Raw genomic sequence first — 20,234 nt, 5'->3', positions numbered from 1 at the left:
TAAATGCCATTATTATTAAAACCCGTTTTTCAAGAAAGAATTTGGGGAGGTAGTGCACTTAAAGCATTTAACTACGATATACCTAATGCTCATACTGGAGAATGTTGGGCGATATCAGCACATCCGAACGGTCCAAACGTCATTGAAAATGGACGTCATAAGGGTAAAACATTAGATGAAGTTTGGGCAGAAGACAAAGTGTTATTTGGAAATCCTAAAGAAGATAAGTTTCCGTTACTAACTAAAATATTAGATGCAAATGATAATTTGTCAGTACAAGTACACCCAGATAATACGTATGCGCAAAAATATGAAGGTGAATATGGTAAGACCGAATGTTGGTATATCTTAGATGCAAAAGAAGGCGCAGAAATTATTTATGGTGTAAATGCACAGGATCAAAATGAGTTAAATCAAATGATTGATAATAAACAATTCGATACATTATTCAAATCAGTCAAAGTTCAAGCAGGAGATTTTTTCTATGTTCCTGCAGGTACCGTGCACGCAATAGGAGAAGGGATCTTAATCTTAGAGACACAACAATCTTCTGATACTACTTACCGTATTTATGACTATGATCGAACTGATAAAGAAGGAAATAAAAGAACACTTCATTTAGAAGAAAGTAAAGATGTAATTGACCTTTCGGCTAGCTCACCAAATACATCAGCTAAACATGAAGTGGTTCAAGGTCAGGATTATACGCAATTTGTATCTAATAAGTTCTTTACAGTGGAAAGATGGATAATCAATGGTCATTTAGCTTATACAAAACCAAAATCATATTGTTTAGTATCTGTTGTAGAGGGCAATGGCGAAGTTACGGTAAATAACGAAGCTATTACTTTAGAAAAAGGGACACATTTTATACTAACTACTGAGGATGAAGAAATAACATTTAGAGGTGATATGACATTTATCGTTAGTTATGTATAAAAAATTAAAGGCGAGATAACTTTAGTTATCTCTGCCTTTTTATACAATTATAGGAGGTAATTACAATGTTAAAAATTTGTGCAGATATAGGTGGAACAAAGACAATTGTAGGTTTGATTAACGAAGAGTTAGAAATTATAGAGAGCCATAAATTTGAAACGTATATAAATAATCCCGAACAACAGTTTACTGAAATAATTAATATAGCTAAGAATTATTTAGAAAGTGTTGAACACGTAAATGATACAATACTAAATATTGCTATGCCTGGGCCATGTGATTATACTCAAGGTGTATTTTTAAACCCTCCAAATCTGCAAAAATACAATGGCTTTAATGCAGGTGAATTTATCACTGAACATAGTTCATTTAAACCATATTTTGTAAATGATACGGATGCTGCTATATTAGCAGAACAACGTTATGTTTCATCGATGACAGAGGATTTTATATATTTAACTATAAGCACAGGAGTTGGTATGGCATACATGAGAAATGGTACGCTAGTTTCTGGTAGCGATGGTAATTTCGGTGAGATTGGTCATACAATTATTAAAGATAATAGTGACTACCAATGCCCTGTGTGCAAACAATATGGTTGCGTTGAAAATGAAATTTCTGGACTAGCCATAAGTAGGAAAGCGGGTTTATTGCTTAACAAAGAAGTTAGTACGAGAGAGGCAATAGAAATGTATAATGCAGGAAAAAATAAACAAATCATACAGATGATTGAAGAAGTAATATATTTAACACAAAAGTTATGTACGAACCTATATAGTATCTTCAATGTATATAATATCGTACTTGGAGGTGGCGTAACACAAAGTACATTACCTTATAAAACACGAATTGAGGCATATGCACAAAAACATCACTTGATTCAAAATAGAGAGATAGTAGTCAGAATAAGTGATTTAGAGGCGAATGTATTAACAGGCCTTTATTATGTGAATAAAAATAAATGAAAGCTTTCCAGTGTCTATTGGGAAGGGAATGAAACCTAATTTTTATGAAAAGATTTCGTTTTCTCGTCCCGGCTAGGATGACTAGAGTTGAAAAAATATGGTTTAAAGGCTTTACAACTCAGCCAAATCAACACCCCAAATTATGAGATTAATATGGTTATATTCCTATATAAATTTATGAATTCAATATGGAATATAAAGTTGGAACAATCATACATGAAACACGGAAGGGAGGCTTAGGTTTGTGTGAGGTCATAGACTCGGACGGTCTAAAAGGATACATTTTTTGAAGAGGGAGAATCTATGTGTCTCATTTAATCATTAATATTGATATTCTTTATATGGTTAAGGCTGAGACAATTAATTGCCCCAGCCTCTTTAGCATTAACCTAGTTTTTAATTATGTTTTATTATTAGCATCACTAAGAAAATTCCTTCGTTAATTTTCAAGTGAACAGAAGAATACAAAAGTAAACTTTTGCATAAGCAACACTAAGAAAATTCCTTCGTTAATTTTCAAGTGAACAGAAGAATACAAAAGTAAACTTTTGCATAAGCATCACTAAGAAAATTCCTTCGTTAATTTTCAAGTGATGCTTTAAAACCTTTTTCAAGGTCATTAATTATGTCATCAATATTTTCAGTACCAACTGATAATCTTACAAGTTCTGGCACAACGCCTGAAGCTTGTTGCTCTTCAGGGGATAATTGTAAATGTGTGGTACTAGCAGGATGGATAATTAATGATTTAGAATCTCCAACATTTGCTAAATGAGAGAATAAATTTAAAGCGTCAACAAATTTTGCGATATCTTCAACAGAACCATCTACGCCAAATGTGAGTACTGCACCTTGGCCGTTTGGTAAATATTTTTGGGCTAGTTGATGATAGCTATTACTTTCTAACCCAGGGTAATTCACCCAAGTTACATTGGGATGTTGTTCTAAATATTGTGCCACACGCAAGGCGTTTTCAGAATGTCTTTCTAAGCGTAAATGTAAAGTTTCTAATCCTAATAAAAATTCATGCACATTAAACGGAGATACTGCTGAACCTAAATCACGTAACAATTGTACTCGTGCCTTTGTTATATAGGCTGCTTCTCCTACATCTTTAGCATATGAAATACCATGATAACTTGAGTCAGGTTCCACAAGGCCAGGGAACTTACCATTATCCCAATTGAAATTACCACTATCTACGATAACGCCACCAATAGAAGTACCATGACCACCTATAAATTTAGTTGCTGAATGTACAATGATATCTGCGCCAAATTCAAAAGGACGCAGTAAATATGGAGTAGGGAAAGTATTATCCACGATTAATGGAATATTATTTTTATGAGCAATATCAGCTACTGCTTCGATATCTAATACATCAATTTTTGGATTACCTATAGTTTCAGCGTAAACTGCTTTTGTGTTATTGGTAATAGCGTGTGCAAAATTTTCAGGGTCACTTGGGTCAACAAAGTGAACTTTGATGCCTAATTTCCTAAAAGTAATGTTTAATAAATTGTAAGTTCCTCCATATAAGTTAGAAGAAGCCACAATTTCATCCCCAGATTCTACAATATTTAAAAGTGCTAAATGAATTGCAGCTTGACCGGAAGAAGTTGCTAAAGCACCAACACCACCTTCAAGTGCTGCAATACGTTCTTCAAAAACATTTTGCGTTGGATTCATTATTCGAGTATAAATATTGCCTGGTTCTTCTAAAGCGAAAAGTTTTCTTGCATGTTCTGTATTATCAAATACATAGCTAGAAGTCTGATAAATGGGAACTGCGCGCGATTTTGAAAAGTCATCTGTTACTTGACCACCATGTATGGAAAGCGTGTCTAAATGCCAAGGGTGTTGAGCCATAATATAAATCCTCCTAAAATTAGAATTTTCTGATATTTTTCACTATACAAGAGCTTTTTGACCTTTTCAACTATACTGACTAAAAAAGTAAGAATTAATTTGTGTTTTTTGCAATGTATTTAGTTAAAGTGCTTGCAAAGAGAATATGTATTGTTTATAATTCTTATCGTTATAGTAGGGAATGAGGAGTGGAGAAGGTGAATACACGGAGGAATGAAATGATTGGTTTTGACTTAATAGGAAACACACCACTTGTACTTTTAAAGTCATTTAGTAACAAAGACGTTCAAATTTATGCAAAATTAGAACAGTTTAATCCTGGTGGCAGCATTAAAGATAGATTAGGGAAATATCTAATTGAGATAGCATTGAAAGATAACATAATTCATGAAGGGGATACAGTTGTTGAAGCATCAGCTGGTAACACGGGTATCGGTGTTGCTCTTGCAGCTAATCATTACGGTCTCAACAGTGTGATTTTTGCGCCTTTAGGGTTCGCTGAAGAAAAAGTTGCTATTATAAAAGCTTTAGGAGCGAAGGTAATAAGAACAGAACGAAGCCTTGGTATGGAAGGGGCAAAGGTAGCAGCTCGAGATTTTGAAGCACAGACTGGCGCTTTTTATTTAAACCAATTTGAATCTAAACATAATCCTGAAGCATATAAAGATACTATAGCACAGGAAATTACTAATAAACTAGATGACATTGATTATTTTGTTGGTGGTGTAGGATCTGGTGGAACCTTTACTGGTATTGCTGCATATTTAGCCCAATTTAACATTGAAAGTGTCATAGTAGAACCAGAAGGATCAATATTAAGCGGTGGTCAAGCACATGCACATGATATAGAAGGTATTGGATCTGAACAATGGCCATCATTCTTACCTGAAGCATTAGTAGCAGATATTATAAAAGTCAGTGATGAAGAAGCGTTTAAAAATGTGAAATTAATTGCTCAACAAGAAGGACTCTTAGTTGGCAGTTCATCGGGAGCAGCACTACAGGGAGCGTTAGACATAAAAAAACATATTAATAAAGGTGTTATTGTTACAGTTTTTCCTGACGGAAGTGACCGATATATGTCAAAACAAATCTTAAATTATAAGGAGAAAGATTATGAATAAAAAAACACAATTAATACATGGCGGAGTGACAACAGACCCATATACAGGGGCAGTAACGACACCAATTTATCAAACGAGCACTTATATTCAAGATGATATTGGAGATATGAGACAAGGTTACGAATATTCACGTTCTGCAAACCCTACAAGAACTGCATTGGAAGGACTAATTGCAGATTTAGAAGAAGGACAATTCGGTTATGCATTTGGTTCTGGTATGGCAGCCATCTCAGCAGTTATTATGTTGTTAGATAAAGGCGATCATTTATTGATTAATTCAGATGTTTATGGTGGCACATATAGAGCATTATCTAAAGTGTTTACCCGTTTTGGTATAGAAGCTGATTTTATTGATACAACACAAATTGAAGAAATTGAACAATATATTAAGCCTGAAACGAAAATGTTATACATTGAGACACCGTCTAATCCGTTATTACGTGTAACAGATATCAAAAAATCTGCCGAGTTAGCTAAGAGTCATAATTTGATTTCTGTCGTAGATAATACGTTTATGACACCTTATTTCCAAAATCCATTAAAATTTGGTATCGATATTGTATTACATTCTGCAACAAAATATCTTGGTGGCCATAGTGATGTTGTTTCTGGTTTAGTTGCTACAAACGACGAAACGTTAGCAGAACGCATTGGATTTATTCAAAATTCAACAGGTGGCGTACTTGGACCACAAGATAGTTATTTATTGATTCGAGGTATTAAAACCTTAGGTATACGTATGGAACAAGTACAACGCAATACGCTCGAAATTATAGCAATGTTGCAAGAACATAATGCTGTTAGACAAGTGTTCCATCCAAGTATTGCCACTCATTTAAATCACGATATTCATCAAAGACAAACAGAAGGGCATACAGGTGTGGTTGCATTTGAAGTTGCAGATATAGAAAGTGCTAAACAAGTAATTAAAGTATCTAAATATTTTACTTTAGCTGAAAGTTTAGGCGCGGTAGAAAGTTTAATTTCCGTGCCTGCTTTAATGACACATGCTTCTATTCCAAAAGACATTCGCGAGAAAGAAGGGATTGCAGATGGCTTGATTCGTTTATCTGTTGGTATAGAAGGTACAGAAGACTTAGTAGAAGATTTGAAAGCAGCATTAAATACTTTAAATTAAATAAAGTATGAAAATAACCCAGGAAATACTTCATTTGATATGCCCCTGAAGTAGATTTAAAAATCTAACTTTTAAGAGTCGTATCACTATAGAAGATACCTGGGTTATTTTTCATCTTATATAAAATGAAATGGATTAATTATTATATTCTGTTTGAGTAGGCGACTCAATTTCAATAGAATGCTCTGAATTTAATATGTCAGCATTGGTTTGCTGCAATTTACTGTAGTCTCCTTCAGGCATCTTACTTTTAGTAATTTCAACCTTAGGATAAATTAATAAAGGTATTAAACCGATTATGCCATAAATTAAAAAGGTGTATTTGTAGTTTAGTATATCTATGAATATACCTGCGAAAGAAGAACCAATGACTTGTCCTACTGCTAGTAGTAAAAAGGGAATACCTATGCCTAAAGAAGCGTTTTTTACAAATAATTTTATACCCCAAACAAGTAAAACACCTGTTAAGAAAATATAGCTTAAACCAAATATTGAAGAAGAAATAAATGGAAGTAGCCAGATATTTGGAGTAAATGCTAGTAAAATTGATGCACATGCTAATGCAATTACGCCGATATTAAATGCGAAGTGAAGACTTTTCTTATCGATAATCGCTCCAGAAATACCGCCAAATACTCCAAAAAGACCGATTAAAATCCAAAATATAGATAGTGCTATATCTGAGTAATGGCCAGTAAGTTGAACAAATGATTTTGAAAAAGTCCAAAACGGTGCAGTTGAAACACCGAGTAAAGTAGAGGCTATAACAATACGTTTACTGGCGGAAATATCTCTGATGTTCAAACTACCAGTATCGATTTTAATGTCTCGTTGCAGGCTTGGAATAATAAGATAATTCCAAGTCAATACCAATAATGCTATAAACGCATAGATTAAATAGGTATCACGCCAATCAAGAAACACAAACATGGCGGTTATACCGGTGAACATTAGACCTAAACTTGTACCTGAATTAATCCATGTGTTTGCTTTACCTTGGTCTTGCAGTTTAATCCATAAGGAAATCGTATAACCATAAGGAGGTGATACTAAACCTGTACTGGCCCCTGCGAATATTACCCCTATGGATAATATTATGGCATTTGATGAAATCCCAATTAGAATCAAGCCAATTAAAACAGAAAGACCTGCAAAAATAATCATTCTTTTAGGTCCAATTTTGTCAGTTTTTAACGTCGAATATATAATTGTAAAACAATAAGCCAAATAAAATAGTGACGAAATCATACCTGCTTGTGAAGCGGTTAAACTTAAATCTGTTGAAACTTCCGGGAGAAAGAGACCAAAACTAAATCTCCCCAGCCCATATGTTGTAGCAATCATAGCGATACCTGGTAATACAAGTCTTGAAAATTTCATAAACTACCTCCAAATCTATATAGAATGTTCATTCTAGTTAAAATTAAAAATATATAGAATGTTCATTCTATTTAATTGTTAAACAACGAGTAGGATGGTTTCTTTTTTGAACATTAATACCTACTCGTCGATAAATTATTGATTATGCGCTTCGTGTAGTAATAATTTTGCCATAATAATAGCGTGTGCAGTTGCTTCTTTAGACCCCAATAATGCAGTCATTGAGGTTGTGCCTTCTAATAATAAGGTGTATTGTACAGCGAGATCATAGCCGTTATCAATGCCCGCATCGTTAGCGAGTTTTTCTAAATAGTGCAATAGGCGCGCTTTGTGTCCTCTTGCAGTGCTTTCAATTTCGTTATCAGTATCAGCATAATCTTCGATGGCGCGCATAAACATATCACCTTTGTAAGAGTAATCATTAAGCCATTGGCAATGTGCTTTAACGGCTGAAATAAAAGGTTTGTCTGGATGTTTGTCGACGTAACTATCAAGATAACGCCAATAGCGTGCTTCTCTTTGTTTCAATACTTGTGCTACTAAATTATCTTTAGATTCAAAATGGTTATATAATGTCATGGTCGCGACATTTGCTTCTTGAATAATCTGCTTTAAACCAACGCCACGAAAGCCATATTCATAAAATAAACGCTCAGCAACACTTAGTATATCTTGTTTTTTTTGCGACATAATAGCTCACACTTCCAAAAGTAGAATGGTCATTCTATCTCATGATATCAATGAAATTGTATGACGTCAAAATTGAAGTATGGCGTAGTGTACTATTTATTTTGTGGTATACGGATAACATGACCTAATTGTTTAGGCGTGTCAAAATATTGTTGTTTATCAAAATAATCCTTAAGTTTTTCTTGAATAGGCAGTGGGAAATCTTTACTACTTCTTGTATGATTGCTAACCCCCATCATCATCGCTTCATATGTAGCGGTACGTTCATTATTAGCATTGTACATAGTTAAGAATAAATGTATGCGTTTAGAATCATAATTGTAAATATGTATTTTGATGTAAAACGTATCGTGAAGTAATAATTCTTTTAAATAAGAAATGTGCGCTTCAACGTTAAAAATCGTAACGTCTTGGCTATGACGATAATCAGTTGAAAAGTCAACATGTTCCAAAAAGCCAGCGACTGCGTCACTGAACACAGAATAATATTGTGCATCATGCATATGGTTATTATTGTCTATCCAAGATGGTTGTACATTGTTTTTATAAATATATTCATCTATCACAAGATCACTCCTATTAAAAATTATTTATTAACCTTTACCATTGTAGCAATAATAGAAGTACAGAGTTAACAATTTGTTTAAATTATTATAAAAAGCATTTATTATTCTTTATTAATAAACTAAGGTAAGATAGTATGACAATGTATTAATTTAGTAAACGTCACTCAAATGGGAGGGAGATTTTTATGGTGTTCGTTGCATTAATATTATTTATTTTATCTTTAGTTTTACTTATTTATTCTATTACTTTATTAATGGGGAAAGACGGAACGTTATTTAGTTTGTTTACTGAAAAGGAAAATGAATTAAAAAAAAGTCACAAACTAGCAATTTACATTACAACGATTGTATTATTGATATCTAGTCTTGTGTGGTTTTTGAATATAATTTAACTTTTTAGTTCGCATAATAGAGTGAGATTCATAGTAAGTGTTAATTAAGATTAATTTTCAGTCAGGTTGTCTAATTTTAATTAATACGAAAAGGAGAGCCCGTAAGTAAAGTTTCGGGCCCTCCTTTATATTTTAATATTTTCTTAAAAAATCTATATCACGATTAAATGTTGTTTTTACTACATATTCTTGTAAAGTAGCCAATATTTTTTCGATAATTTGTGTTTTGTTGGATAAAATTCGAATACTAAAGCCGTGTGTTGGTAGTTTAGTGATTCCGAAGCGACAATCGTATTTTTGTTGATAGTGTTTGATTTGTTCATAGACATTATCGATTAATTTTTGATTTACAGTAGGATGTATAAAATAACACGATCCTAAGTGGGTATAATCTTCCATGTAACCAAGTCCATCAACTTTATTTTTGGATGGGTCAAGCAAAGTATTGTCAAATACAACCAATTCATCATCGACATAAATTTCATTTAACAAGTGCATATACGTATAGCTAAAGTTTTTATCTTCTTTAGAATAACCTGGAGTTAATATATCTGTATAAAATAATGCAGCTGTAGGTTTCAAATGAAATGTATTATGTTGATAGAATTTTGCATTTTCAAAAGCGATAATTGGATCACCTACATACTCAGCATACCCATCATCTTGAATACTAAAGTTTTGGTACTGTTCCACATGGTTATTTGGTGTTTTATAAATTTTTGTGGCTCCTTGTGAAGTTAAAATCACTTTTGCGTTAGGTTCTATATTAAAATCCATTTTGTAACGGTCCCCATCTAAGTAACCGCCACCTACGTTTACAATATAAAAAGTAGGGATATCAGAATTGTTTAAATAAACTGGTCGCATGACTTTTAAGGCTTTTTCGAAAAAAACGTCACGCGCCACCGATTTCTTACCATTATTGAAAACAGTTAAATCTAATTGGCCAGTCCATTCGTTATGTCCATTAGACATTAAGCTAACCCTTTAAGAAATACGTCTTGTTCAATCCACTCAATAACTTCATCTAAACCTTCATCTGTTTTAAGGTTTGTAAAAGTGAAAGGACGGTTACCACGGAATACTTTTGTATCTTCGGCCATGCGTTCTAATGATGCACCAACATAAGGTGCTAAATCGGTTTTGTTTATAACAAAGAAATCGGATTTAATCATGCCTTGTCCGCCTTTTCGAGGGATTTTTTCCCCTTGGGCAACATCGATGATATAGATAGAAAAATCAACTAACTCTGGGCTAAAAGTTGCAGCCAAATTGTCGCCGCCAGATTCGATGAAAATAAGTTCAATATCATCATTGCGTTCTTTTAATTCATCAATTGCAGCAAAGTTCATTGAGGCATCTTCACGTATAGCTGTGTGAGGGCAGCCACCTGTTTCTACACCAATAATTCTGTCTTCAGGTAAGACGCCAGAATTAACTAATATTTTTTCGTCCTCTTTTGTATAAATATCATTCGTGATGACACCAATACTCATATCTTTTGCTAAGCGTTTTACAATTTTTTCAATAAGTTGTGTCTTCCCTGCACCTACAGGGCCGCCCACACCTATTTTGATTGTATCTGTCATAAAAATTGACCTCCTAAGATATAAAAATTCTTACGTTTACGTTTTCATGTTCCATCTGGTTGATTTCTAAACCTGGTGCGGTAATACCAAGCTGCGATTCCTCTAAAGTCATAATGTAATCTCTAGTCTCTTTCATGATAGGTATCATTTGATGAACGATACGTTGACCAGCAGTTTGACCTAAGGGGATTGCACGTACTGCATTTTGAGTAAGGCTAGATACGTTTTGGTATAAATAATAATCAATAATCGTTTCTATATCGACCCCAAGGTGATGGCCAAGCATAGTAAAACAAATAGCAGGGTGTAATATCGCTTTTTTATTGCGCATTTGATCATGATACCAGTCTATCCAATCACAGTCATATAGCTCAGAAGCGAGTTTTACCATACGATTACCCATTTGTTTAGAACCTTGTCGTGTTTCTTTTGGTAAATTTTGTACAAAAAGGATACGATCTAATCGTAAAATAGTTTGCTTATCATTTTGTTCAAGCGCATCGTAAACAAGACGCATTGTTAAGCCATCAGCATATGTTAATTGTTCATTTAGAAAAAGTATGAGCCATTGTTGGAAACTTTCTTCGTCATGAACGATATCGCGTTGGATATAAGTTTCAAGTCCAAATGAATGACTGAATGCACCTGTTGGAAATTGTGAATCACAAAATTGAAACAGGCGTAAATGTGCGTGATCAATCATGTGAATGACCTATATGTCTAAATGCTTGATTAACTTTACGATCTTCGTGTTCATACGGTATCCCTAAATCTTTTAGTAGTGATTCTACTAGATAATCATATTGAACGAGCATTTCAGTTTCTGTGAACTGTGCAGGTAAGTGTCTATTACCAAGTTGATGAGCGATATCTCCCATTTCTTGTAAAGAGCGCGGTTTAATTACAAGCAAATCTTCAGAATTTACATCTACGATGATCATATTAGTATCATCTTTATACAAAATATCTCCATATTGTAAGTCGATTGGTTGTTTTAAACGGATACCAAGTTCATTACCGTGATCTGTTTTAACACGTTGAATGCGTTTAACTAAATCAGAGTTTTCTAAATATACTTTTTCTATATGTTTTCCTTTATCGCTATCTGAAATGTTAGCAATATTGCCTACGATTTCTTCGATGATCATTTTTAACCTCCTAGAATAAGAAATAACGTTGTGTTAATGGTAATTCCGTAGCTGGTTCACTCGTGATTTTTTCGCCATCTACAAATACTTCATATGTCTGCGGATCAACGTCTATTTTTGGCGTTGCGTTATTATTTTTCATATCTGCTTTAGATAGTTTGCGAATATTATGAACAGGTCTTAATTTACGTTTTAAACCTAATAATTTACCAATATCATTTTCATAAGCAGTAGTAGATACGAACGTCATTGAAGTACCTTGCATATTGCCTCCAAGTTGGCCATACATCTTACGGTATTTTAAAGGTTCTGAAGTAGGGATAGAACCGTTAGCATCGCCGTTAATTGCAGTGTTTATTAATCCGCCTTTAACAATGACATCAGGTTTAACGCCGAAGAACGCGGGCTCCCACATAATTATATCAGCGAGTTTACCTTCATCGATTGAACCAACGTAATCTGAAATACCATGCGTAATAGCAGGGTTAATTGTATATTTCGCTATATAGCGTTTGATTCTATTATTGTCATTATATTCGCTATCACCATCTAATGGACCGCGTTGCTCTTTCATACGGTGTGCAACTTGCCAAGTTCTTGTAATTACTTCCCCGACACGTCCCATGGCTTGCGAATCAGAGCTGACCATACTAAATACACCGATATCTTGTAATACGTCCTCGGCAGCAATCGTTTCTTTACGGATACGTGAATCTGCAAAAGCAATATCTTCTGGTATAGAAGCGTTTAAATGGTGAGTAATCATAACCATATCTAGGTGCTCATCAATTGTATTTACTGTGTATGGTAAGGTAGGGTTTGTGGAAGATGGTAGGATATTAGAATAAGCTGCAGATTTAATTAAATCAGGTGCATGTCCGCCACCTGCGCCTTCTGTATGATACATATGTAGCACACGGTCTTTAACGGCGGCCATTGTTTCTTCCATAAAGCCGGCTTCATTTAATGTATCAGCGTGTAATGCAATTTGAACATCATAATCGTCAGCAACTTGAAGGGCATGGTCTAATGCTGAAGGTGTTGCACCCCAGTCTTCGTGTACTTTTAAACCGATAGCGCCGGCGTGTACCTGTTCTACTAAAGCTGTATGATTAACTGCTTGTCCTTTACCAGTAAAACCAATATTTAAAGGCAACGATTCTGCCGCTAGTAACATACGATGTAAATGCCAAGGGCCTGGTGTAACAGTAGTCGCTTTAGCGCCTTCAGATGCGCCTGTTCCGCCACCGATGTGTGTTGTAATACCACTTTCAAGGGCAACTTGCGATTGTTCAGGATTAATGAAATGGACGTGGGTATCAATACCACCAGCTGTTATTATTTTCCCTTCTGCAGAAATAATATCTGTAGTTGCACCAATTATAATATCTACGTTATCCATAATATCTGGATTACCGGCTTTGCCTATTTTCATAATATAGCCATTTTTAACACCGATATCTGCCTTAACAATTTTATCGTAATCAAGAATTAGTGCGTTTGTAATTACTAAATCTGCTACTTGCTTATCATCACGTGTCACATTAGGGTTTTGAGCCATACCATCACGGATTGATTTACCACCGCCAAATGCAGCTTCATCACCATACGTCGCGTAATCTTTTTCGACACGCGCAAATAAATTGGTATCTCCTAATCTTACAGAGTCTCCGACAGTAGGGCCATATAGACTTGTATATTGTGATTGCGTCATTTTAAAACTCATCTGTTATACCCACTTTCTTTATTAGCATTTTCGCTGACTTTATTTTCTTCAGCGATAATTTCTGTAGCGCTGTCGTCATCTTCAGCCTTATAAACACGCGCCTCGTCAATAGGCCCATTCACATTACCATGGAAACCAAAAATTCTTCTTTTACCGCTAAATTCAACGAGTTGAACTTCTTTTTCGTCACCAGGTTCAAAACGGACTGCTGCCCCAGCAGGGATATCTAACCGTTTGCCGTAAGCTTTTTCTCGTTCGAATTGAAGGGCAGGATTCGCTTCAAAAAAATGATAATGAGAACCGACTTGAATAGGGCGGTCTCCTGTGTTTTTGATATCAAGTATTGTAGCGTTATGCCCTTGATTGACTTCAATTTCTGTACGTTTAACTATAATTTCACCAGGTTTCATAATTAAATTCCTCCTCTACACGATTGGGTGATGAACGGTAATTAATTTAGTACCATCAGGGAAAGTTGCTTCAATTTCCATTTCAGTTAACATATCTGCAACACCCTCCATTACATCATCCTCACCTAGTATTTGTTTGCCGTAACTCATAAGTTCTGCAACAGATTTCCCATCTCTTGCACCTTCGAGTAATTCAAAACTTATAATGGCAACTGCTTCGGGATAATTTAACTTAAGACCTCTTTGCTGACGTCTACGAGCCAAATCTGCTGCAATAACTAACATTAGTTTGTCTTGTTCACGTTGTGTAAAATGCACATGCTCACTACCTTTCGACGTTTTTATAAATTAAAAATATAGTATGTGACTAATCTAATAATAAGACGATTAGACGTATACTACAAGAATAACCCTCTGAAATAAATTAATGACGAAAAAAAACGCGTTGAAATTAAATATGTATTACTTTAAATTTTATCCGTTATAATATATTATGTTGTATGTTGGAATAAGCAGAGAAACTAGGTGACAATGTGAATGCTGTTCGAATTATATTAAAGAACATCGCACAAGTACTACTATTAAATAATGCATGGACAGGCTTATTTATTTTGTTAGGTTTATTCGTAGGAAATTGGAAGGTAGGTATTATGGCCTTAGCTGCGAGTGTTATTGCATTATTATTAGCGAAACGAACAAATTACTCGAATGAAGAGATTAACACGGGATTAGCAGGTTTCAATCCAGTGCTAACGGCAATTGCATTGACACTATTTTTAGTGCCAGAATGGTATAGTATATTAATTGCTTTTATAGCAATTGTGATTACAATGCCAATAGGCTCAGCATTTAGAGAATTTTTTAAGCCTTTTGGCGTGCCTATGTTAACAATGCCATATGTGTTTGTTAGCTGGGTGATCTTATTAATGTCATTTCAATTTAAGTTTGTGAATGCAGATGTCAATATACTGCCTGACACAGTACAAGAGATACAATTTTCAGGACATAGTATCCATTTTATAAATGCTTTTTTATCAGGGTTCAGTGAAATCTTCTTATTGAAAAGCATTATGGCAGGCTTATTGATTCTTATAGGGATTTTTATTGCTTCAAGAAAAGCAGGTGTATTTGCTATAGTAGTCAATCTCATTGGTTTTACTGCTGTACTAGTGCTTGGTGCAAATCATGACCAAATTAATGATGGATTGTTTGGCTATAATGTCATACTAACAGTGCTCGCTTTAGGTGTTGCTTTCCGTACTAGGATTCAACGATATATTAGCATTGTTTTAGGAATCCTTTTGACAGTTGTATTACACGCAGGCATGACGACTTTATTAACGCCGTTCGGTTTACCGGTATTTACGCTGCCTTTCATCATAGCAACATGGATTATGTTGTTTGCAGGTAACCGAATGAAGGTACAACAAATTGAATAGCATGACTTTATTGGATAAATACCCTAAATTATATTTTATAATATAAACATCATTTGAGAGTAGCACGATTTTCTAATTGATTATAAATTTATTAGGAAGAAGGAATAAGAATGAAAAGAATTGTTTCATTACTTGCAATATCAGCTGTAGTCTTAGCGGGGTGTAGTGGTTCAGGAAATGAATCGAAAGGGAAAACTTTAGACGTTGAACTACCATTAAAAACAACTTCTATTGCACCTTATGAAACAGATGTACCAGTGAAGATAGGTGCTGCCGAAGCCCTATTTAAAGCTGGTGCAGATGGTAAAGTTGAAAAGTTATTGGTTGATTCATACGACCAAAAATCACCAACACAATTAGACATTAAATTAAAAGATGACATTAAATTCCAAAATGGTAAAAAAGTGACAGGCGAAGCGGTAAAATCTAGTTTGGAAAAAAGTATTAAGAAAAGTGACCTCGTTAAAGGTTCACTTCCAATAAAAGATATTAACGTAGATGGTCAAAACATTACGATTACTACAAAAGAAGCTTATCCTGAATTAGTGTCAGAATTAGCGAGTCCATTCTCTGCAATTTATGATACAGAGGCAGATGACATTAATAAAACGCCTGTTGGTACAGGACCATACCAAATAAAAAACTATAAGCAATCTCAAAATATCAAGTTAGATCGTTTTGATGATTATTGGCAAGGTAAACCTAAACTAGATCACGTTAATGTTACATATCAAGAAGATGGTAATGCTCGTACAAGCGATTTAGCATCGGGTAAAGCAGATGTAATTACAGATGTTCCTGTTGAAAAGGAAAAAGAGTTGAAAAATGGAGATAAGACAACTACATCTGCAGTATCAGGATTTAGAACGTCATTGGTTATGTACAATCATACAAGTGATAAAATGACTAAACCTGTACGTAAAGCTTTGGATAAAGTTATTAATCGTGAAAGTATCGCACGTAATATCTCTAAGAATCATGCTCAACCAGCTACCGGACCATTTAATACAAAATTAGATTTTATAGATAAACAACCTATACAAAAACAAGATTTAGAAGAAGTCAAACAAATTATGAAAGAAGAAGGGTATTCTAAATCAAATCCATTAAAATTAACCGTATCTACGTATAATGGAAGACCAGAACTACCTAAAATGGCACAAGTTATTCAATCAGATGCTAAAAAAGCCAATATTGATATCACTATTCGAAATGTAGATGACATTGAAGGGTATTTAAGTGATAAAAAACAATGGGATGCCTCTTTATATAGCTTTGGTACAATACCTAGAGGAGATACGGGTTACTTCTTTAATCAAGCTTACAAACCTGAAGGTGCTATTAATTCTGGAAACTATAACAATAAGAAAGTCACAACATTAATCGATCAGTTTAATAGAACAGTAGATAAATCTGAACGTAATCGATTAACAAATGAAATTATTGATATTACACAAAATGACTTTGCAAATAGCTATATCTCATATATGGATAATATCGTCGGTATGAATAAAGACGTAAAGAACTTAAAAGCAACACCCGAGGGTATCTATCTAATTGACTATAGGGTAGATAAGAAACAATGATAATTAAAAATATACTCTCTAGAATCGGACAAATGATCATTGTATTGTTTGTCCTTTCTAGTATCACATTTATATTGATGAAACTTACGCCTGGAGATCCTGTTGATAAGATTCTACATTTAGATATAGCGAATGTATCATCAGACCAAGTTGAAGCAACAAAAGAAAAATTAGGGTTAAATCAACCAGTGGTCGTGCAATACTTTCAATGGTTAGGCCAAATTGTTCAACTTAATTTTGGTACAAGTTACCAAACAGGTGAACCAGTAATAAAAGAATTAATCTACTACACGCCGCCGACTTTAAATATTGCATTTTTAACTATAATAATTGTCTTGCTAACAGCACTTCCAATGGGAATTTTAGCAGCGAAATATTATCACACGTGGGTTGATACATTTATCAGAACTGTAACATCCTTTACAGTTAGTGTGCCTTCATTCTTTTTAGGTACAATTTTAATTTATGTTTTTGCACAGAAATTTAATATTCTGCCATCTTCAGGTTTGGATACGATGGCTGGTTATATATTGCCGGTGATAGCATTAAGTGTAGGTATGAGTGCATACTATGTAAGATTAATGCGATCAAATTTACTAGAATTATACCAATCCAAAGAAGTTGAGGCTTCACGTCTTAGAGGCGTATCTGAACGGTATATTTTATGGTGTGATTTATTTAAACCAGCGATTATACCAGTCATAACGGTATTAGGTATGTCTGTAGGAAGTCTTATCGGAGGAACTGTCGTCATTGAAAATTTATTTGGCATACCGGGTATTGGCCACTTCCTAGTAGATAGTATACGTGCTAGAGATTATCCTGTAGTACAAGGTGCGGTAATTATGATTGGTTTCTTTGTTGTTTTGGCTAATACAGTAAGTGATTTATTATTACTATGGTTAGAACCAAAACGCCGATATAATAGCTCACGTCCTCCCAAGAAGCCGCAACGACAGGATGGTGAAATATAATGAAACAATTAAATAAACAGCATCTTATATTTTATGTGTTTGCATTGTATTTATTGGCTCTTATCATCGCACAATTTTTTGTGTCGACAACAAATGCTTATGAGGTAAACCTAGGGAGTAGTCTTGAAATGCCAAGCTTTAACCACTGGCTAGGTACTGATGATTATGGTAGAGATTTACTTTCAAGAGTTGTTATTGGCGCAAGGTATACATTGATTATTAGTTTGATTACATTGTTGATTACGGTCATTGTTGGTGTACCATTAGGGTTAATTGCGGGTTATAAAAAAGGCATTGTGGATACAATTATTATGCGTATTATTGATATAGGATTAAGTATTCCTGAATTTGTCCTTATGATTGCATTTGCTAGTTTCTTCAAACCTAGTATTTGGAATTTGGTCATAGCAATTACGATTATTAAATGGATGACTTACACGAGATTAACGCGATCTGTCGTAAGTAGTGAAATTACGAAACCTTATATACAAATGGCTAAATTATTTAACGTCCCAACACATGTTATTATTTTCAAACATTTTTTTCCACAAGTCTTACCATCTATTATTGTATTGATGACAGTAGATTTTGGGAAAATTATATTATATATATCATCGCTTTCATTTCTTGGACTCGGTGCACAACCGCCTTCACCTGAATGGGGAGCAATGTTGAATACAGGTAGAGATTATATTAGTTCGTATCCATTACTTTTGATTATTCCAGCATGTTTAATCACAGTAACTATTCTTTTGTTTAATTTAGCTGGAGATGCTTTAAGAGATAAATTATTAAAAGGAAAGCGTGATATGAATGACTAATTTACTTGAGATTAATAACTTAACAATTAAAGATGAAACAGGTACTAAACTAATAGATCACATAAATTTCAGTTTGAAAGCTAGTAAAGTTAATGTTTTAGTAGGAGAAAGCGGTTCTGGTAAAAGTTTAACTGCAAAAGCGTTAGTGCAACAATTACCTAATAATTTAGTAATGACTTATGATGAGTTGAATTATGAAAATAAAAAACTGTCAAATATCCACAGCCTTTTGGGGAAAGAGATTGGTTTTATTTCTCAAGATTATACGCATAGTTTCAATGAGCATATGAAATTAGGTAAACAATTGATCGCAATTTATAGGCAACATTATAAGACAGATAAAGCAAAAGCCAAAAAAATTGTAATACAAGCGCTTGAGTGGGTTGACTTAGCACCGAATCAAACTATGAATAGTTATCGTTTTAGCTTGTCAGGTGGACAACTTGCTAGAGTTCAAATAGCAAGTGTATTGATGCTTAACCCAAAGCTCATTATTGCCGATGAACCCACTGCATCATTAGATGTAATAACCGGGGCTAATATTATGAACCTAATCAAACATTTGGCAGAAGTTCATAAAGTTACGCTTTTATTAATCACGCATAATTTATCACATGTTTTAAACTTTAGTGATTGGATTCATGTTATTCAAAAAGGTAAACTGGTTGATTCAAATCATGTACAAGCATTTAAAAATCATGATATAGCACCATATAGTTTAAAATTATTTAACTCCCGTAGCCAACTAAAGGAGGGGAGAAATAATGATTAACTTAAATAACTTAAACTTTAAATATAGAGAAACTCCTGTTTTGAAAAATATAAATCTTACGATACAACCAGATGAAATCGTAGGGATTGTAGGTGAGAGTGGCTCAGGTAAAACGACATTAGCACAAATTATGTTAGGTCTGTTGCCAGTATCTCAAACGCAATATACAAATTGTAATTTAAAATTATTACCTATATTTCAACATGCGTATGATAGCTTTAATCCAAAATTCAAAATGAGTACATCTCTAGAAGAACCGATAAAGTATCATCAAGAGACAAACTCAAATGAAGTTCATCAGCGAATGCATACATTAATGCAACAAATGCATCTTGATGAAAAGCTGTTAGATAGTTTCCCTGACCAATTAAGCGGTGGTCAATTGCAACGTTTTAATACGATACGTACATTGATGTTAGCACCTGATATGTTAATTTGTGATGAGATTACAGCTAGTTTAGATGTCATTGCTGAGCAAAGTATGATAGATGTGTTAAAAAGGTACTACACAGATACACATAAAGGCATGCTATTAATATCTCATGATTTAGCTTTTTTAAATCAAATCGTTGAACGATTAATTGTTATGAAAAATGGCGAAATCGTAGATGATTTTAATATTAAATTTTTATTCGACAAACAACGTCATGAATACACAAAACAGCTACTAGCAATTTACTAAGTAGCTGTTTTTCGTTTTAATGAT

General features: G+C 34.0%; 22 protein-coding genes. 11 read left to right on the top strand and 11 right to left on the bottom strand.

The genetic code is table 11. The annotated features are described in order from the left end of the window. Positions 1 to 3 precede the first annotated feature (3 nt). Both manA and ACF91D_RS02685 read left to right on the top strand, forming a co-directional pair. Positions 4 to 939 (top strand): mannose-6-phosphate isomerase, class I, encoded by a 936-nt coding sequence (gene manA / locus ACF91D_RS02690; RefSeq protein WP_039067433.1) that lies wholly within the window; start codon positions 4 to 6, stop codon positions 937 to 939. Between the two features lie 65 nt (positions 940 to 1,004). Next, positions 1,005 to 1,904, top strand: a complete 900-nt coding sequence (locus tag ACF91D_RS02685; protein ID WP_039067431.1) for an ROK family protein — start codon at positions 1,005 to 1,007, stop codon at positions 1,902 to 1,904. A 579-nt stretch (positions 1,905 to 2,483) separates the two neighbouring features. On the opposite strand, the gene ACF91D_RS02680 is transcribed toward ACF91D_RS02685, so the two are convergent. Then, the gene (locus tag ACF91D_RS02680) at positions 2,484 to 3,773 is read right to left on the bottom strand and encodes a homocysteine synthase (RefSeq protein WP_327620991.1); all 1,290 of its coding nucleotides are present in this window, start codon (positions 3,771 to 3,773) and stop codon (positions 2,484 to 2,486) included. Positions 3,774 to 3,991: 218 nt separating this feature from the next. Between ACF91D_RS02680 and ACF91D_RS02675 the strand changes: the two genes are divergently transcribed. Together ACF91D_RS02675 and ACF91D_RS02670 are read left to right on the top strand one after the other, a co-directional pair. After that, positions 3,992 to 4,897 carry a PLP-dependent cysteine synthase family protein gene (locus ACF91D_RS02675; RefSeq protein ID WP_069793172.1) on the top strand — a complete coding sequence of 302 codons (906 nt, stop codon included), beginning with the start codon at positions 3,992 to 3,994 and terminating at the stop codon, positions 4,895 to 4,897. After that, complete coding sequence (locus tag ACF91D_RS02670; RefSeq protein WP_069793171.1) at positions 4,890 to 6,035, top strand: bifunctional cystathionine gamma-lyase/homocysteine desulfhydrase; 1,146 nt, start codon at positions 4,890 to 4,892, stop codon at positions 6,033 to 6,035. Before ACF91D_RS02675 ends, ACF91D_RS02670 begins: the two co-directional genes overlap by 8 nt. Before the next feature lie 135 nt (positions 6,036 to 6,170). Here ACF91D_RS02670 and ACF91D_RS02665 read toward each other — a convergent pair whose 3' ends face one another. The 3 genes from ACF91D_RS02665 to ACF91D_RS02655 form a co-directional block, all read right to left on the bottom strand. Next, the gene (locus tag ACF91D_RS02665; RefSeq protein WP_069793170.1) at positions 6,171 to 7,415 is read right to left on the bottom strand and encodes an MFS transporter; all 1,245 of its coding nucleotides are present in this window, start codon (positions 7,413 to 7,415) and stop codon (positions 6,171 to 6,173) included. Positions 7,416 to 7,550: 135 nt separating this feature from the next. Continuing rightward, the gene (locus ACF91D_RS02660) at positions 7,551 to 8,105 is read right to left on the bottom strand and encodes a TetR/AcrR family transcriptional regulator (RefSeq protein ID WP_039069132.1); all 555 of its coding nucleotides are present in this window, start codon (positions 8,103 to 8,105) and stop codon (positions 7,551 to 7,553) included. A gap of 92 nt (positions 8,106 to 8,197) precedes the next feature. Next, the gene (locus tag ACF91D_RS02655; protein WP_327620990.1) at positions 8,198 to 8,671 is read right to left on the bottom strand and encodes a thioesterase family protein; all 474 of its coding nucleotides are present in this window, start codon (positions 8,669 to 8,671) and stop codon (positions 8,198 to 8,200) included. A 185-nt stretch (positions 8,672 to 8,856) separates the two neighbouring features. Between ACF91D_RS02655 and ACF91D_RS02650 the strand changes: the two genes are divergently transcribed. Continuing rightward, complete coding sequence (locus tag ACF91D_RS02650; protein ID WP_039069135.1) at positions 8,857 to 9,063, top strand: hypothetical protein; 207 nt, start codon at positions 8,857 to 8,859, stop codon at positions 9,061 to 9,063. 132 nt (positions 9,064 to 9,195) lie between these two features. Here ACF91D_RS02650 and ACF91D_RS02645 read toward each other — a convergent pair whose 3' ends face one another. Genes ACF91D_RS02645 through ACF91D_RS02615 form a run of 7 tightly spaced genes read right to left on the bottom strand, consistent with a single transcriptional unit; the run spans position 9,196 to position 14,254 of the window. Next, complete coding sequence (locus tag ACF91D_RS02645; RefSeq protein WP_039069136.1) at positions 9,196 to 10,038, bottom strand: urease accessory protein UreD; 843 nt, start codon at positions 10,036 to 10,038, stop codon at positions 9,196 to 9,198. Then, positions 10,038 to 10,652, bottom strand: a complete 615-nt coding sequence (gene ureG / locus ACF91D_RS02640; protein ID WP_017723828.1) for an urease accessory protein UreG — start codon at positions 10,650 to 10,652, stop codon at positions 10,038 to 10,040. The genes ACF91D_RS02645 and ureG overlap by 1 nt, the downstream gene beginning before the upstream one ends. A 13-nt stretch (positions 10,653 to 10,665) precedes the next feature. Continuing rightward, entirely contained in the window at positions 10,666 to 11,355 is a 690-nt protein-coding gene (locus ACF91D_RS02635; RefSeq protein WP_039069137.1) for an urease accessory protein UreF, read from the bottom strand. Continuing rightward, positions 11,348 to 11,800, bottom strand: coding sequence for an urease accessory protein UreE (ureE, locus tag ACF91D_RS02630; RefSeq protein ID WP_069793169.1), 453 nt, complete (start codon positions 11,798 to 11,800; stop codon positions 11,348 to 11,350). Before ureE ends, ACF91D_RS02635 begins: the two co-directional genes overlap by 8 nt. A 10-nt stretch (positions 11,801 to 11,810) precedes the next feature. Next, positions 11,811 to 13,526, bottom strand: coding sequence for an urease subunit alpha (gene ureC / locus ACF91D_RS02625; protein WP_039069139.1), 1,716 nt, complete (start codon positions 13,524 to 13,526; stop codon positions 11,811 to 11,813). Continuing rightward, entirely contained in the window at positions 13,523 to 13,936 is a 414-nt protein-coding gene (locus ACF91D_RS02620; protein WP_039069141.1) for an urease subunit beta, read from the bottom strand. The genes ureC and ACF91D_RS02620 overlap by 4 nt, the downstream gene beginning before the upstream one ends. 15 nt (positions 13,937 to 13,951) lie before the next feature. After that, positions 13,952 to 14,254, bottom strand: coding sequence for an urease subunit gamma (locus ACF91D_RS02615; RefSeq protein WP_039069142.1), 303 nt, complete (start codon positions 14,252 to 14,254; stop codon positions 13,952 to 13,954). A gap of 215 nt (positions 14,255 to 14,469) precedes the next feature. Here ACF91D_RS02615 and yut point away from each other — a divergent pair, with 215 nt between their 5' ends. From yut to ACF91D_RS02585, 6 genes are all read left to right on the top strand, one after another. Continuing rightward, positions 14,470 to 15,375 carry an urea transporter gene (gene yut, locus ACF91D_RS02610; RefSeq protein WP_392436426.1) on the top strand — a complete coding sequence of 302 codons (906 nt, stop codon included), beginning with the start codon at positions 14,470 to 14,472 and terminating at the stop codon, positions 15,373 to 15,375. A 104-nt stretch (positions 15,376 to 15,479) separates the two neighbouring features. After that, positions 15,480 to 16,961 (top strand): nickel ABC transporter substrate-binding protein, encoded by a 1,482-nt coding sequence (gene nikA / locus ACF91D_RS02605; protein WP_172643901.1) that lies wholly within the window; start codon positions 15,480 to 15,482, stop codon positions 16,959 to 16,961. Continuing rightward, entirely contained in the window at positions 16,958 to 17,935 is a 978-nt protein-coding gene (gene nikB / locus ACF91D_RS02600) for a nickel ABC transporter permease (RefSeq protein ID WP_039069146.1), read from the top strand. Before nikA ends, nikB begins: the two co-directional genes overlap by 4 nt. After that, positions 17,935 to 18,756 (top strand): nickel transporter permease, encoded by an 822-nt coding sequence (nikC, locus tag ACF91D_RS02595; RefSeq protein WP_039069148.1) that lies wholly within the window; start codon positions 17,935 to 17,937, stop codon positions 18,754 to 18,756. Before nikB ends, nikC begins: the two co-directional genes overlap by 1 nt. After that, entirely contained in the window at positions 18,749 to 19,528 is a 780-nt protein-coding gene (locus ACF91D_RS02590) for an ATP-binding cassette domain-containing protein (protein WP_039069149.1), read from the top strand. The genes nikC and ACF91D_RS02590 overlap by 8 nt, the downstream gene beginning before the upstream one ends. Next, complete coding sequence (locus tag ACF91D_RS02585) at positions 19,521 to 20,210, top strand: ABC transporter ATP-binding protein (protein WP_039069150.1); 690 nt, start codon at positions 19,521 to 19,523, stop codon at positions 20,208 to 20,210. The genes ACF91D_RS02590 and ACF91D_RS02585 overlap by 8 nt, the downstream gene beginning before the upstream one ends. Positions 20,211 to 20,234: the final 24 nt, after the last annotated feature.

The organism is Staphylococcus sp. 231237_7MaSpsaltlick (assembly GCF_043107035.1).
This window is presented reverse-complemented; position numbering and strand designations above follow the sequence as displayed.

Excerpts from the sequence above, each read along its gene's own strand:
- manA (WP_039067433.1), top strand. The coding sequence starts at position 4 with ATGCCATTATTATTAAAACCCGTTTTTCAAGAAAGAATTTGGGGAGGT.
- ACF91D_RS02685 (WP_039067431.1), top strand. The coding sequence starts at position 1,005 with ATGTTAAAAATTTGTGCAGATATAGGTGGAACAAAGACAATTGTAGGT.
- ACF91D_RS02680 (WP_327620991.1), bottom strand. The coding sequence starts at position 3,773 with ATGGCTCAACACCCTTGGCATTTAGACACGCTTTCCATACATGGTGGT.
- ACF91D_RS02675 (WP_069793172.1), top strand. The coding sequence starts at position 3,992 with ATGATTGGTTTTGACTTAATAGGAAACACACCACTTGTACTTTTAAAG.
- ACF91D_RS02670 (WP_069793171.1), top strand. The coding sequence starts at position 4,890 with ATGAATAAAAAAACACAATTAATACATGGCGGAGTGACAACAGACCCA.
- ACF91D_RS02665 (WP_069793170.1), bottom strand. The coding sequence starts at position 7,415 with ATGAAATTTTCAAGACTTGTATTACCAGGTATCGCTATGATTGCTACA.
- ACF91D_RS02660 (WP_039069132.1), bottom strand. The coding sequence starts at position 8,105 with ATGTCGCAAAAAAAACAAGATATACTAAGTGTTGCTGAGCGTTTATTT.
- ACF91D_RS02650 (WP_039069135.1), top strand. The coding sequence starts at position 8,857 with ATGGTGTTCGTTGCATTAATATTATTTATTTTATCTTTAGTTTTACTT.
- ACF91D_RS02645 (WP_039069136.1), bottom strand. The coding sequence starts at position 10,038 with ATGTCTAATGGACATAACGAATGGACTGGCCAATTAGATTTAACTGTT.
- ureG (WP_017723828.1), bottom strand. The coding sequence starts at position 10,652 with ATGACAGATACAATCAAAATAGGTGTGGGCGGCCCTGTAGGTGCAGGG.
- ACF91D_RS02635 (WP_039069137.1), bottom strand. The coding sequence starts at position 11,355 with ATGATTGATCACGCACATTTACGCCTGTTTCAATTTTGTGATTCACAA.
- ureE (WP_069793169.1), bottom strand. The coding sequence starts at position 11,800 with ATGATCATCGAAGAAATCGTAGGCAATATTGCTAACATTTCAGATAGC.
- ureC (WP_039069139.1), bottom strand. The coding sequence starts at position 13,526 with ATGAGTTTTAAAATGACGCAATCACAATATACAAGTCTATATGGCCCT.
- ACF91D_RS02620 (WP_039069141.1), bottom strand. The coding sequence starts at position 13,936 with ATGAAACCTGGTGAAATTATAGTTAAACGTACAGAAATTGAAGTCAAT.
- nikB (WP_039069146.1), top strand. The coding sequence starts at position 16,958 with ATGATAATTAAAAATATACTCTCTAGAATCGGACAAATGATCATTGTA.
- nikC (WP_039069148.1), top strand. The coding sequence starts at position 17,935 with ATGAAACAATTAAATAAACAGCATCTTATATTTTATGTGTTTGCATTG.
- ACF91D_RS02590 (WP_039069149.1), top strand. The coding sequence starts at position 18,749 with ATGACTAATTTACTTGAGATTAATAACTTAACAATTAAAGATGAAACA.
- ACF91D_RS02585 (WP_039069150.1), top strand. The coding sequence starts at position 19,521 with ATGATTAACTTAAATAACTTAAACTTTAAATATAGAGAAACTCCTGTT.